Here is a 14,768-nt window from a genome sequence, read left to right as displayed (position 1 = left end):
GTTTTTAGTCTGCATCTTTATCACCAATCCAATGAGCAAGTACTTCGGCAACTCGTGCGGGTTCTTGATTTGCAAGCATTCCTAGATGCTCCATCTTCACGGTCAGCGGCGAACCAGGTTCTGGTAAATTCAAACCACCGAGCCATTCGGCGGTGTCTTTTTCGTCACCATGCTTTTGGTTAACTGCCGTGCGAGTCACGGCATTAGCCTCAGTAACAGCCGTTGATTCAGCACTTTTGGCTAAATTAATAACTTCAGGCTCGCGGGTTTCATTGTCGACATGTTTAGCGGTGAACGTAAGGTGTGATACCAGTGGGCGTAGCACAAACAAAATCAACCCAAGTCCTAGCAGCCCGCCGATGAAATAACGTAAATACGCTTGATAATCTTCAACTTGCCACCAAGGTAATGGCTCAAACTCTGCAATCGTTGGCACGCTAAAGGCAAAAGCATTAATGCTGAAGCTGTCACCACGTTCGCTAGAAAATCCTATAGCATCCTTCACCATTGAACCTAACTTGGTAAGCTCGGCGTCATCTGTGGTTAATCCTGTGGATACCGTATTGTTAACCAACACTGATACAGATAAATTTTCTAATTGCATCTGTTGATAGCGAATGTGACGTACACTGCGGCCGACGTCAAACTGACGATTAGCTTCTTGGCGTAGATTGCGATTGTTATCTTTTTTGTCACCCGCGGCTTGTGGTGCTTGGTTGCTCAAAGCACCTGGGATGCCTTGAGCTAGAGCGGCATTTTTATCATCAGAGCTAGTGCGTTCTTGCACCATCACAGCTTGTGGATCTAACGCTTCTTTGGTTTCTTCTATTTGATTAAAATTAACCTTAGCGGCAATTTTCACTTGGAAGTTATTTGGCCCCAAGATGGCTTCAAGCATTGAGCTAGCGTTGTGCATCAAGTTTTGCTCAAGCTCACGGGTGTAGCTTATTTGCTTATCCCTTGCTTGAGTGATGTCTTGGTTTTCATTAATGCTTGCACTGAGGAAGCGCCCGTCTTGATCGACTATTTTAACCCCTGTCGTCTCCATCCCAGTGACACTACCAGCAACCAAGTTAACCACGGCTTCTACTTGAGATTGGGTTAACTCAGTCCCTGGGCTTAGCTGTAGCATCACCGAAGCCGTGGGTAACTCTGGCTTTTGACGAATAAACAAACTGCGTTTAGGTATCGCCAAATGCACCCGAGCTGAGCGTACATGCTTAAGCGACATTATGCTTCTAGCAAGCTCGCCCTCTAAACCGTGGCGATACTTGGCCTGCTCCATAAACTGGCTAGTGCCTAGGCTTGAGCTATCAAGCTCATCCATTCCCGAGGGAACCTTAGCCTTTACACCGCGAGCAGCAAGTAACATACGCGCCTTACCCAGTTGATCGTCAGCCACCAAGACTAGGCCAGTATTAGACTCAATTCGATAATAAATGCCTTCAGCTTCAAGCACTTCGATAACCTGTGAGGTCTCGACATTTTCTTGGCTACCATAAAGTGGACGATACCCTTGGCTTGCTGTCCACAACATAAGCACAATGACGCTGGCAACCACAGTGGCTAATAGCGCCAACACCATGACTTGCTTGTCACCTTGGGTGAATCTACGCCAGCTTTGAACTGCACTGGCAAGCAGGTTAGGTGATTGTATTTCACCTTGGATTTCTTGCTCAGACTGGATCACATTAGTCGACATTAAAACGTTTCCTTACACCGGCATTTTTATAACATCATCAAACGCTTGCACTAAGCGATTGCGGATTTGGATCATGGCAGAAAACGACAAACTGGCCTTTTGTGACGCCACCATAGCGCCGACAAGATCATCGCTTTTACCTGAATCCACTGCTTTCATTAAATTTGATGAATGATTCTGAGCTTCGTTTACCGATGCCACTTTCTGCTTCATCAAGTCTGCAAATGAACCTACCGCCATCTCGTTATCGGAAAAATTAGGCTTGATGCTAATCGCCCCCTTTGCCATTTCACGGTGTAGGTTTAAAGTTTCCATCAATGACGTTGAGCTTATCGCTGTGCCATTTACCATAGTTAATCCTTTCTACTGGTTATGCTGCTTATTAAGCAAACTATTAAGTTAAGCCGCATTTCCTGCGCGCTGTAGTAGTTGATCTACGTCTATTCCGGCATCCCGCATTTGAGCTAGCTTGTACCTCAATGCTCTTGTGGTCATGCCGAGCTCAGCTGCGGTTTGGCTACGACTACCTTGCACACGCCTTAAAATATCGACAATAAATTGAAACTCTGCCTGACGCTTAGATTCTTTTAATCCAGAGGCTGGATTTGGGGTTTCGGGAACTTGAATATCACAACTCACAGATAAGCCGAGTTCAGCAGCCTGAATAGCTTGGCCACGGCGCATAACTAAGGCTCTTTGAATGCAATTTTCCAGTTCTCGGACATTTCCCGGCCAATCGTGACCCAGTAACGCTTCCCGAGCCTGACGGCTGAAATAACATTCCACACCTTGGGTATTAAAGCTCTGTAAAAAATGCTCAGCTAAGGGAAGAATGTCGGCCTTTCGGTCTCTTAAGGGAAAAATTTTCAGCGGCAATACATCCAAACGATAGAACAAGTCTTCTCTAAAGCTGCCATTTTCAACCGCCTGACGTAAATCTTTATTGGTTGCAGCTATAACTCTGATATCCAATGGAATTGTATGACTACCACCTAAACGCTCGACTTCTCTCTCTTGCAGCACTCTGAGTAATTTAGCTTGTAAAGCAAGGGGCATTTCGGCAATTTCATCGAGCAGTAATGTCCCGCCATTGGCCTGTTCAAATTTACCAGCCTTATCACAACTGGCACCGGTAAACGCGCCCTTGGTATGGCCAAAAAGAATGGATTCGAGCATGGTTTCGGGGATGGCGGCACAATTTATCGCGACGAAAGGTTTATGGGCTCGACTGGAATGACGATGAATATAACTGGCTAGCGGCTCTTTACCTGTGCCACTTTCACCTGTTAGCAATACTGTTGCTTCTGTGGTAGCAGCTCTATGAGCAAGCATGAGTAATTGACGACTCACGGGCGCTGCAACAATAAGTTTAGGATCTGGCTGCTCCAAACGGTGTAAGCGTGAAATGGAAGCGATGAGTTGCTCGTCTTCAACTGGGAGCAATAAATAATCTTGAACTCCTGACTGCATGGCAGCAGCAGCCAGCTCACCTTGCTCTGGTGCAAGTAAAGCCAAAAAATTCTTACTGGAGAAACCGCTTAAATGCTCCGCCAACTGAGACGGCTTTAGCTGTGACAGATTTATTATGGTCAGCCAAGGCACAGTTTGCCCCTGCTGCCATAGCATGAAACCTTGAGCTTTTAGCCGTTCTATGGTTGATTCTGAAACCGTAAAATCAACCAGACGTATCTTTAGGTTATCCATAATCCCTACTTTAACCAATTGAACTATCTAGTTTATATCGCCATCACTAAGCGAAGTTGCACCCTTCTATTTGCTTCTTTTCCAAGCGGCGAATTATTAGTTGCTTGAGGGTACCTTTCACCATGATGACGAACTTCAATCTTGCGACGCTCAACACCGAACTCGAGCAAACGTGCTACGACTTCATCAGCTCTATCTCTGCTTAGGCGTAAATTATTTAAGTGCTCACCCTGAGCATCACTGTGTCCATCTACCAGCACTTGCGCAATGCGACGATCAGCGGCGACGTAAGCGGCAACCGCTCTAATATCTTCCAGCTGCAATGGGTCAAGATAATCACTGCCTACAGGAAAGAAAAAATCAAGCTTCCTGACATACTCGAAAGGCTGAGGTAACAACTGCTGCTGACATTGTTTAAATTTCCCCGCTAGAGCCTGAGTCAACACTGCAGCGGCTCTTACTTGGTATAAAGGTGTTTCATCGGCATCAAACACTTTTATCAGCCACTTGTGTCCCTGGCTTAAGGCTCTTAAGAACATATCGCTATTGTTTGATGTTTCAGCATGATGACTGTTACCAGCAAATCTGCTTACCCGCCCTGTTTGCGCAGCGGCCCAGGAGGGCACCACAACGCTAGCCTCAACAATAAGATCATTAAATTGCACATTATCTGCATAAACATTCAATGTTAAATTTTGTCCTGGCAATGCCAACAGCGCAACTTTGCCAAAGTTTTTTACTTTGTGACTAATTTCACAAGAAAATACATTACCGCTATATTTCCAACTGACTTGCTCAAGGGGAGTTTCAAACATTTTTAAGTTATCGGCAGCTAATGAAGAAAATCCAACTAAAAATAACACTGCTGAAAAAACAACCTTAATAACTGTTAGCATTTTAACTCGCTCAAAACTTAGTAGATCAAGATGTAACTTTAACAAGAAGTCGAAGATAATATGCTAGATAACTTTTTTTTAAAATAGATAATCGAAAAATATAATTATTCTTCATGTTTATTTTGTTGTCACGCAGGCATCAGACTGGTATGTTTGGCACAATAAATAAAAACCCTTTGTTTACAGCGCTATCCGAGACTTTATTTTGACAGTGACGTTTAAATGGCGCTGAATAAAACTATAGTCATGGTGACGACTTATTGGCGTGACATTAAATTGACAGGCGATTATTGTTAACTTTATCAACCTATAGTTATTTACAATTAAAAACCTGCGGTTAGAATTCAATATAACAAAGCGCAGGAAAAAATTGCTGCTTATTTATACACAATAGATTTATTACTTTTTATTCGGGGATGGGATGAAAGTCACAGCAAGAGCGTTTTTATTAAAATCAGATACCCATCATAAAATAAAATCCGTGCGTTTAGTGCAGGAAACGCTGGCGCGATCTCGTATTCTAAAACAATTAACAAAATTTAAACGCCCTGTCTTAGATGCTATCAACCGAATATTTATGCCGATTACTCGTCAAGGTTATCCCAGCCTATGGTCTGTATCGCTCAACGATAGTTTGAGCCCCACTATTGCAGAAGCTCATTTTGGCTGGTTTTCCTGCCGTTATCAGCAAAAAACCTTAGCTTGGTGGCGTATAGACAGATGTACTTTAGAGCAACTAGCCAGCAGCTATTACGGTAGTCAGAAAACCCCATTAAGCTCTCCTTTAAGGCAACCAACGCAATCTGAGTTTCGCCTAATAAAGCGCTTATTTAGCAATGTATTTGAGGCCTTACCCCTTGAAGGCTTAGACGTGGACGAGCTAGAGGTTGAGTTAGTTAAAAGTCACTCCCCCATTGAAGCTGATGCCATGTGGTCCTTGGATTTCGCCACTGGTGCCGCGGCTCCAGCCATGCAAATTTACATGGCATCATCATTACTCAGCCTCATTAAGGATACTCCCAGCCAAAAGCCAGTAAGCACTGATTTACCAGCTAAGTTAGCTAATTGGCTCACCCAGGTGCCCGTCAAGCTGCAACTGACCTTAGGGCATCAAAATATACCTGTAGACTCTCTTGATCAGATGAAAGCCGGTGACATATTACCTATTAATCTTTACCCCAAGAGCATATTTACTGTCGGAACCAAGGCATTATTCAGTGCCACGGTTCACAGTCATGATGGCCAGATGTTGGCTAAATTGACCCAAGATACTAACCACTATGAGGACAACAAAGTTGGCAGAACAACACACCTTAGCGGATGATTTCCTGCTCGATGATGACATATTTAAAGATGACAGTTTCGCTGACACGGTCGCCAGTAAAAAGCCATTGAAACACTTGTCTTTTTTCCAACAACTTCCTGTCAAAGTGAGTCTTGAACTCGCCAGTGTTGAGATGCCACTGGGTGATTTAACCCGTATGGGGGAAGGTGATGTTATTGCTTTAGACAGAATGGTGGGCGAAGCCTTAGACATTCGAGTAAACGGTGCTTTACTGGGCCGCGGCGAAGTCGTTGAAGTCGGTGGCCGCTACGGGGTTCGCTTACTTGAAGTAGAAGACATTAATTTAGGCGAAGCTAGCAACTAATGATGTTAAGAGCCCTTATTCTTGCTCTGTTACTGTTGTCACCTCAAGTACTAGGGGCTGACGGTTTAACACTACTGACATTGGATTCTGGACAAGAGAGCCAAGCGGTAAATATTAAGCTAGAAATCCTAGCCTTGATGACAGCATTGAGTTTTCTCCCTGCTATGCTAATGATGCTAACCAGCTTCACTCGTATCGTGGTGGTATTAGCTATTTTGCGTCAAGCATTAGGATTACAGCAGAGCCCGCCCAATAAAGTCTTGATTGGTATCGCCTTAGTGTTGACACTGTTTATCATGCGCCCTGTGGGTGACAACATCTATAAAGAAGCCTACCTACCTTACGATCAAGGCCAGATAGAACTTATGGCTGCGATAGATATAGCTAAAGTCCCTTTGAGCGAGTTTATGCTGGCCCAAACTCGAGAGACGGATTTAGAGCAGATGTTAAAAATTGCCAATGAACCTATCGACCTAAAGCCTGCAGACATCCCATTTTTAGTCTTGATGCCTGCGTTTGTATTAAGCGAACTAAAAACCGCATTCCAAATCGGTTTCTTATTATTTTTACCATTTTTAGTCATAGACTTGGTGGTTGCTAGCGTTTTGATGTCTATGGGTATGATGATGCTGTCACCCTTGATTATTTCCTTGCCATTTAAGTTGATGATTTTTGTCTTAGTGGATGGTTGGGCCATGACAGTAAGTACACTTACAGCCAGTTTTGGATAGCCATTATGGATACCAATGAACTGACAGTCATATTCGCCGATGCCATGTATTTAGTTATCATTATGGTGGGGGTGCTGATCACCCCAGGATTATTGCTAGGTGTAATTATTGCGGTGTTTCAAGCGGCGACCCAAGTCAATGAACAAACCTTGAGCTTTTTACCAAAATTGATTCTTACCTTGTTGATGGTGCTTTTCAGCGGATCTTGGCTTATCCAAAAGTTGTCCGATTTATTCCAGCAGTTATTTCTCAATATCCCACACATCATCGGCTGATATGCTCTCACTCACTTCAACTCAAATCAGCATGTTAATCGGCAGCCTTTGGTGGCCGTTTTGCCGTATTATGGGCGCCTTCATGATCATGCCCTTACTGGGTAATGCTTATGTGCCCGTGACAGTGAGGATCTTATTATCCCTGAGTATTTCCGTGCTAATTGCGCACATGATTCCTAGCGTCCCCCCAGTGGATGCATTGTCATTTTCTGCGGTTTATCTTGCCATTGAGCAGTTGCTGATTGGGGTGATGCTGGGCTTTATCTTATATCTATTACTCCATGTTATGACCTTACTTGGCACCATAATGTCGATGCAAATGGGTCTTGCCATGGCAATTATGAATGATCCCGCTACCGGTGATGCCAACCCAATTTTAAGCCAATGGTTTTTACTGTTCGGCACGTTAATTTTCTTATCTTTAGATGGTCACTTAGTTGCCATTGGCGTGATAGTCGATAGTTTCAGACTGTGGCCGATTGGCAGTGATCTATTCTCACTACCTTTAATGGGCTTTATTCATAGAGTCGGCTGGTTATTTGCTGCGGCTTTGATGTTGGCACTGCCTGCAGTGCTAGCCATGCTTATGGTGAACTTCACATTTGGAGTACTAAGTCGCTCCGCGCCATCTCTGAATATTTTCTCCCTTGGTTTTCCTATGACAATGCTAATGGGCCTGTTATGTGTACTGTTATCTCTTAGTGGTGTACCTGAGCGTTACAGCGATTTGTGCTTAGAAGCGCTAGCATTTATGTATCAGTTTATTGGCGGCGTTGTATGAGCGAAACTCCAAAGCATGATAAAACAGAAGATGCGACTCCCCAGCGAATTCGTAAAGCCCGCGATCAAGGCCAAGTACCTCGCTCAAAAGATTTAGCCTCTGCAGCACTGATCTTAGGCTGCTCACTCATGCTCACCAACAGTGCAGATTGGTTCGCGACTAAAATGAGTCAATTGACTCGTTATAATATGCTGGTTAGCCATCAAGATTTACTCCAAGACGATGTTATGCTCATTCATACGGGCACTAGCCTGTTGAAAATGCTTGAATTACTGGGACCATTGTTTCTGATCGTTGCCCTATTGGCGGCAATTGCGGGGGCTTTACCTGGCGGCCCTATTTTCAGTATGGAAAATGCGAACTTCAAATACAGCCGTATTGATCCGATTGCGGGTATCGGACGCATTTTTTCCAGTCGCTCACTGATTGAACTCCTTAAATCTGTACTCAAAATCACCTTGTTAATCGGTATCATGTTGAGCTTTTTAGATACTCATCTGATTGATTTTTTAAGCTACAGTCAGCTGCCCATAGACGAAGCCGTCACCCGTGGTATAGACATGCTATCTAAGGGCATGATGTATTTAGGCTTTGGGCTAATCGTGATCGCTTTTATCGATGTTCCATATCAATATTGGCATCATTTGCAAGAACTTAAGATGTCTAAGCAAGAAATAAAAGATGAGCATAAGCAGCAAGAAGGTAAGCCTGAAGTTAAAGCTAAAATTCGTCAACTTCAGCACAGAATGGGCCGTTCTCGCGCCGAGACTAGCATTCCAAAAGCGGATGTATTACTGGTTAACCCAACTCATTATGCAATAGCCCTCAAATATGATCCCGAGCTTGCCGATGCCCCTTATGTGCTCACCAAGGGCAAAGAAGAGTTAGCCCTGTATATGCGTCAAATTGCTAAAAAGCACGATGTAGAAATCATTGAAATACCTGCCTTAGCGAGGGCCATTTACTACTCGACTCAGGTCGATCAGCAGATCCCAGGCGCTCTATTTATGGCTATTGCCCATGTTTTAAGCTACGTGATGCAAATCAAGGCTTCTCGCCAAGGTAAGCAGCAAAAACCTGAGCCTTTACCTCAGTTTTTTATCCCCCCCCATTTAAGACACGATTAAAGGATTGCTAATATAATGAATAAGCTTTCACGTATTTTTGCTGGCAACGCTAGCTATATTGGCATTCCCATCATGCTATTAGCCATTTTGGCTATGGTGATTTTACCTTTGCCACCTTGGCTACTGGACATCTTATTTACCTTTAACATAGTGCTCGCTGTAATGGTGCTATTAGTTAGCGTCTCGATTAAAAGACCATTAGAGTTTTCGGTATTTCCCACATTGCTATTATTAGCCACCTTGATGCGTCTCACATTGAACGTTGCATCAACCCGTGTGGTATTAATTGAAGGTCATCAAGGAGGCGATGCCGCTGGGCGAGTAATTCAGGCCTTTGGTGAAGTGGTTATCGGCGGTAATTATGTCGTCGGTGCGGTAATTTTCCTTATTTTGATGATCATTAACTTTGTGGTTATCACTAAAGGTGGTGAGCGGATCTCAGAAGTATCAGCGCGCTTTACCTTAGATGCTTTACCCGGGAAACAAATGGCGATTGATGCCGACTTAAATGCCGGCACCTTAACCCATGAACAAGCCAGTATTCGGCGTCAAGATGTGGCCCGTGAGGCTGACTTCTATGGCTCTATGGATGGTGCTTCTAAGTTTGTCCGTGGTGATGCCATCGCTGGTCTGCTGATCTTAGGTATTAATATCATTGGTGGTATTAGTATCGGTATCTTTATGCATGACTTATCGGCCAGTGAAGCCTTTAAGACGTATGCCTTATTGACCATAGGTGATGGTTTAGTCGCTCAAATTCCATCGTTATTATTAGCCACTGCGGCAGCTATCATAGTTACTCGTGTTTCTGATGCAGAAGAAATGCCAGTCCAACTTAGTCGGCAATTACTTGCGAACCCAAAAACCTTAGCAACGGCTGCGTTGGTGATGGCCATTTTAGGTTTGACTCCAGGGATGCCTGCGACGGTATTTTTATCTTTTGCACTCTTGCTGGGTTTTTCTTCCTGGAAGCAACATAAAAATCTGCCATTGCTGGCTAGTGATGAATTGCCAGCACCCGTTGAAAGAAGCCTAAGTGAGCCTGCTGCGCCATCTTGGGAAGCACTGCCCTTTACCGACGTGATTGAAGTCAGGCTTGGTTATCGTTTAGTTCATTTAGTCGAGAGAACCAAGGGGGCTGAGCTGCAAAAACGCCTAACGGGGATCAGGCGCACCCTGTCTGAACAGGCTGGATTCTTGTTATCAGAGGTCAGAGTCAGAGATAATTTAGCCTTAGCACCCAATGCTTATCAAATAAACTTCATGGGTAATCAAGTTGCCCATGCGGTGTTGGAGCCCGATCATTTACTGGCGATTAAGAGCGGCCCGCTGTATGGTGAAATTGATGGGATTATCACTAAGGAGCCAGCTTACCAAATGGATGCCATTTGGATTGAGCAAGAGGTAAAAGCTAAGGCCCTTAATCTAGGTTATTCAGTGGTGGATAATGCTACCGTTATTGCCACGCACGTCAGTAAAATACTGCGAGAGTCTTTATCTGAATTGCTGCAACATGATGACATAATGTTGCTCACAGACAGACTCAGTAAGCAAGCACCTAAATTGGCTGAGTCACTTACAAGCGCATTAACACCAATCCAATTGCTTAAGGTGTTTCGTTTACTACTGAAAGAACAAGTACCACTCAAAGATATACGCACTATAGCGACGACCTTGCTTGAATGCAGCGAGCAAACTAAAGATCCAGTGCTTTTAGCGGCAGATGTTCGCTGCGCCCTGCGTAACAACATTCTTCAACAGATAGTGGGGAACGTCTCTAAGTTACAGGTACTCACGCTAACAGCAGAACTAGAACAAACCCTAATGACGGCATTAAATCAGTCTCAGCAGCAAGGTAAAGTCTCCTTAGATAGTTTCCCTGTTGAACCCAATTTATTGGCACAACTTCAGCAGCGAATGCCACAGCTATTGGCCGATACTAAAGAAAAAGGTCATAGCCCAATTTTATTAGTCTCTCCTCAGCTCAGGCCACTTTTAGCTCGATATGCACTAGCTTTTGCCCGTGGATTACATGTATTGTCCTACAATGAAGTTCCTGAAACTAAAGAATTAATGATTGCAGGACAACTAGGCTAAGCCTTAAGGTGACCCATAAGCATGATAAAGAGCACACAAGGTTATTCATCGGAGTTGAATACTAACGCGGCACACTTAACGCAATTTTGGGCGCAGGTGCAACATGAAAGCCTAAGCCTTATATCAGGTATTAATCTAGCCTATGGATTTATTAAGCATGAAGATAACCGTCGCGCCATTGTCATCAGCAATGGCCGAGTTGAGTCATATCTTAAGTATCAGGAGTTAATTTATGATTGCTACCAACAGGGCTTCAGTGTGTATGCCATTGATCATAGAGGCCAAGGCTTATCGAGTCGCTTAACGTCAAATCCTCATCAAGGCCATGTAGAAAAATTTTCTGATTATGTCGATGATTTGGATCTGTTCATTAATCGTGTGGTACAGCCAGAACTTCATAATGAACTCTTTATCATCGCTCACTCCATGGGCGCAGCTATAGCCACCCACTATATACATCAACATCCAGGGATCTTTACCGCAGCGGTTTTTTCAGCGCCTATGTATGGCATTATGCTCCCCCTTCCTACTGCTATAATTAAGCGATTAGCCAACAAACTAAACAAAACGACACCTATAATAGACAGTAATTTAGTCACTGCAAATTACGTCATCAGTGGTAAAGACTATCAAGCCATTAGCTTTAAACTAAATCAACTTACACATAGTTCAGTGCGTTATCAGCAGTATCGGGACTTGTATCAACAGCAGTCTCAATGTCAGCTGGGTTCTCCCACAAATCAATGGTTGTCTGAGGCAATAGATGCCGCTAAGGCAAGTATCTCGATGGCCAGAGAAAGTCAGATCCCTATACTTATCTTGCAAGCGAGTAAAGATAAAATTGTCTGCAACCGTGCCCAAAACCAAGCAATTTCAGGCTTATGTCAGCGGATTGTTATTAAAGGTGCATACCATGAAGTCTTTATCGAAATCGATAAGCTAAGAGATCAAGCGCTAACGTCGATGTTTAGCTTTATTAACCAACACTCAAAGATAATTTCGACTTAATTAGCTGTACTATGTCTTTCTCCACTAAGGGACGGCTTATAATATAGCCCTGAAACCAAGCACATTGCATATCGGTCACTATCTTTAATAGCTCCTTATTTTCTAAATATTTTGCCACTACTGGATAATCTAAACACCTAGCCATGTGCACTAAAGCATCTAATAGTCTGATATTCTCCTCACTTTCACTGATCCCATCCAAGTAACGCTGAGCAAGCTTAACTTGCGAAAAAGTCACGCCCTGCAAGTACTGCAAAGTCCCCATACTCAGGCCGAAATTATCTAAGGCAATTAAAAATCCTAATTCTTGTAGTTCGAGTACAGCGTTTCTAGCATCTTGAGGGTTAACATTAAAAACCTCTTCCTCCAATTCAAGTTGGATCAAGCCAGCATTGAGCGGATATTGATGCATCTTTTGTTTAAGCTGAGGAATAAAATCATCATGATGGAAAGAGCGGGCACTGATATTAATAGAAAATACCGGCAAGGCTATCTGCTGATGTTCAAGAGTTAGCATCAAAGCACGCACCTGCTCAAATACCCAAAGCTCAAGCTTAACAATGTCATCACTCAATTCAGCTATGGCTATAATTTTACTAGGATTGATAAAACCATAGTCGATATGGTACCAACGAATTAACACTTCAATACTGCCAACATTACCCTCACCATCAACAACAGGCTGAAATGCTAACGATAAATGTTCATTTTCAATGGCCGAGCTTAATGCTTGCTGCAATTTAGCAGGTTGTGTTTGGTTTTTATCCATTGATGCTTGATACAGGACGCAACCTCCAGCGTCAGCCGCATGGCTTAACGCAGTATCAGCACGAGTGAGCAACCTATGCGGCTCTACAGAACCCAGACCATCGAACACCACTAAGCCGACTTTGGCAGAAATAGATAAATGCTGATCTGATACCGTAAAGCCTTTGCCAATCAGATGCCTCACTTCACTTGCAAGCGCCAAAGCTCGACGATTAGCCTGCTCAGAATCCTTCCCCAAAGCATTGGCTAAGATAACGAACTCCTCAGCACCTAGACGAGCAATCAAGCCCGCAGCATTAAAGGTACTGGTTAACCGAGCAGCAATTTGCATCAATAATCTGTCACCTAGCTGGCGACCCAAAGCATCATTGATCACACTAAAATTATCTAATCTAATCAATAATAACGCCGCCGAAGTCTCATTTTGACGACACTCGACTTGTTGATCGAACAATGCATTAGCCAACGCGTCTCGATTAATAAGATCTGTTAAGCCATTATGACTTTGCTTATCAATGGCTATCCTATGATGTTGAACATCACCGGAAACATCAGTAATGGTACCTATAATCCGTATCGGTCTAGCCAATTCATCCCATTCAACAATCTTGCCCTTATCTAGCACCCAAATATAATGACCCTGCTTATGTTTAAGCCGGTGAACACTTTCATAATCTTCTTTCTGGTGGTTAATGTAGTTTTGCAGCGTATTTAATACCTGTGATTTTTCATCGGGATGTAACCTAGTTTCCCAAGCTGAATAATCATTGGTGGTATCATTAGCATCAAAGCCTAAAATCTCTTTCCATCTGTCCGATACAAAAATGGCGCCAGTGGCAATATTCCAGTCCCAGATACCATTGCGCGAGCCTTCCACACTAAATAACCAACGACGCTCCGCATCATTAAGTCGCTGAGTTGCACGTTTTAGACGAGCATCAACATCAGTTAGAAAGTGATGCAGAACACTTAATTCAGCAGACCAAAACGCAGATTCAGATTGAAAATCAGCTGCACCGACTTTCTTTGCGGCTCGGCTTAAGCGTCTTAAAGGGGAAATATGTAAGCGATAAAACACATAATAAAACAGCAATATAAATAATACACCAAAGCCCCAAACGGTTTCTAAACGTTGCTGGAGTTGGTCTATCGCTTCAAACAGCAGAGTCGCAATACTGTATTCGAGGTAAATTACATCAATGGCGTTGGAGTACCTGGAGCGACTACTAGTGTAAATAGGGTAGTAAACTTGTATAGACAAGCTTTCAAAATCTACTTGGGTGATAGGTTTATCTTGAGTTACCGCTTCATGGTGTGTTTTCGCAGAATATGCTTCGAGTACATTAGCGGCATTACTATTTCGCCAAATAACATGGTTAGCGTATCGGATTTGACTACTGGCATCTAGCAGCACATATACCATCATATCTTGTTCAGTCGCCACCAAGCTGACTTCTTGCTCGATTCGCTGCATATCGTGAGTTGCGATAGCTGAATCAACCACAATACGCATCCGGAATAAGTCTTGTTGTAACTGAGCAGAAATCGTATTGGTGAGCTGCTCACCAAGCATTTTCCTTTCATACCAGTATTCTCCCAAAATAAGGCTGGCAAAAAGGATGACTAGCGATACTGGCAAGGTAACGATAAGAGATAAGCGCGGAACTTTAAACAAGAAATACCCAATAATGTCTCAATGATGAGCCTATGCTAGCGGGAAACTTAAGCTTAAGTAAAGCACTAAACTTAAGTCGGTTTGATGAGACGAAAAGAAAACGACAACCCAGCATAGCCAAAGCTAGAGATCCTTGCCAAATATGCATACGCGTACCACAAATAGAGCTGCATATTGAATAAAATGAATAGCGAAAAGAGTAAAGGTTGAAACCTACGTACACATAGGAATGGCGCCTGTCATGGCCAGCTGCGGACAAGTCCTCCGCGTTCACCCCATGCATCAAACTGTGTTTGATAATAGCAAGGACTTCACCCTACGACCCACATGGATGTGGGAAGTGCCTTAAATTGTT

General features: G+C 43.5%; 13 protein-coding genes. 8 read left to right on the top strand and 5 right to left on the bottom strand.

Annotation, left to right across the window (positions count from 1 at the left end; genetic code table 11):
• Window positions 1-4: 4 nt before the first annotated feature.
• From fliF to H5073_RS03255, 4 genes are read right to left on the bottom strand one after another with little or no spacing between them, the layout of a single operon-like run.
• The gene (gene fliF / locus H5073_RS03270) at window positions 5-1,702 is read right to left on the bottom strand and encodes a flagellar basal-body MS-ring/collar protein FliF (protein WP_182676941.1); all 1,698 of its coding nucleotides are present in this window, start codon (window positions 1,700-1,702) and stop codon (window positions 5-7) included.
• Window positions 1,703-1,714: 12 nt separating this feature from the next.
• Entirely contained in the window at window positions 1,715-2,053 is a 339-nt protein-coding gene (fliE, locus tag H5073_RS03265; RefSeq protein ID WP_182676939.1) for a flagellar hook-basal body complex protein FliE, read from the bottom strand.
• A gap of 48 nt (window positions 2,054-2,101) precedes the next feature.
• On the bottom strand, window positions 2,102-3,406 hold the full coding sequence (locus H5073_RS03260) for a sigma-54 dependent transcriptional regulator (RefSeq protein WP_182676937.1): 1,305 nt from the start codon (window positions 3,404-3,406) through the stop codon (window positions 2,102-2,104).
• 32 nt (window positions 3,407-3,438) lie between these two features.
• Window positions 3,439-4,302, bottom strand: a complete 864-nt coding sequence (locus H5073_RS03255; RefSeq protein ID WP_182676935.1) for an OmpA family protein — start codon at window positions 4,300-4,302, stop codon at window positions 3,439-3,441.
• Between the two features lie 421 nt (window positions 4,303-4,723).
• On the opposite strand from H5073_RS03255, the gene H5073_RS03250 reads away from it, so the two are divergent.
• Genes H5073_RS03250 through H5073_RS03215 form a run of 8 tightly spaced genes read left to right on the top strand, consistent with a single transcriptional unit; the run spans window position 4,724 to window position 11,970 of the window.
• Window positions 4,724-5,626, top strand: a complete 903-nt coding sequence (locus H5073_RS03250; protein WP_182676933.1) for a FliM/FliN family flagellar motor switch protein — start codon at window positions 4,724-4,726, stop codon at window positions 5,624-5,626.
• A complete protein-coding gene (locus tag H5073_RS03245) occupies window positions 5,598-5,951 on the top strand; it encodes a FliM/FliN family flagellar motor switch protein (RefSeq protein ID WP_310734222.1) in 354 nt (117 codons plus the stop codon). The genes H5073_RS03250 and H5073_RS03245 overlap by 29 nt, the downstream gene beginning before the upstream one ends.
• Entirely contained in the window at window positions 5,951-6,682 is a 732-nt protein-coding gene (fliP, locus tag H5073_RS03240) for a flagellar type III secretion system pore protein FliP (RefSeq protein ID WP_182676929.1), read from the top strand. The genes H5073_RS03245 and fliP overlap by 1 nt, the downstream gene beginning before the upstream one ends.
• A gap of 5 nt (window positions 6,683-6,687) precedes the next feature.
• Entirely contained in the window at window positions 6,688-6,957 is a 270-nt protein-coding gene (locus H5073_RS03235) for a flagellar biosynthetic protein FliQ (RefSeq protein WP_182676927.1), read from the top strand.
• 1 nt (window position 6,958) lies between these two features.
• Window positions 6,959-7,738, top strand: a complete 780-nt coding sequence (gene fliR, locus H5073_RS03230) for a flagellar biosynthetic protein FliR (protein WP_182676925.1) — start codon at window positions 6,959-6,961, stop codon at window positions 7,736-7,738.
• Entirely contained in the window at window positions 7,735-8,865 is a 1,131-nt protein-coding gene (gene flhB / locus H5073_RS03225) for a flagellar biosynthesis protein FlhB (RefSeq protein ID WP_182676924.1), read from the top strand. Before fliR ends, flhB begins: the two co-directional genes overlap by 4 nt.
• Window positions 8,866-8,880: 15 nt before the next feature.
• Window positions 8,881-10,962: a flagellar biosynthesis protein FlhA gene (gene flhA, locus H5073_RS03220; protein ID WP_182676922.1), complete on the top strand. Its 2,082-nt coding sequence runs from the start codon at window positions 8,881-8,883 to the stop codon at window positions 10,960-10,962.
• Between the two features lie 21 nt (window positions 10,963-10,983).
• Window positions 10,984-11,970, top strand: a complete 987-nt coding sequence (locus H5073_RS03215; protein ID WP_182676920.1) for an alpha/beta fold hydrolase — start codon at window positions 10,984-10,986, stop codon at window positions 11,968-11,970.
• Here H5073_RS03215 and H5073_RS03210 read toward each other — a convergent pair.
• Window positions 11,939-14,413 carry a bifunctional diguanylate cyclase/phosphodiesterase gene (locus H5073_RS03210; protein WP_259394804.1) on the bottom strand — a complete coding sequence of 825 codons (2,475 nt, stop codon included), beginning with the start codon at window positions 14,411-14,413 and terminating at the stop codon, window positions 11,939-11,941. The genes H5073_RS03215 and H5073_RS03210 overlap by 32 nt on opposite strands.
• Window positions 14,414-14,768 lie beyond the last annotated feature (355 nt).

The organism is Shewanella sp. SR44-3, from assembly GCF_014163735.1.
Taxonomy (GTDB): domain Bacteria; phylum Pseudomonadota; class Gammaproteobacteria; order Enterobacterales; family Shewanellaceae; genus Shewanella.
The sequence above is the reverse complement of the archived record's forward strand: the minus strand, read 5'-3'. Positions and strand labels throughout refer to the sequence as shown.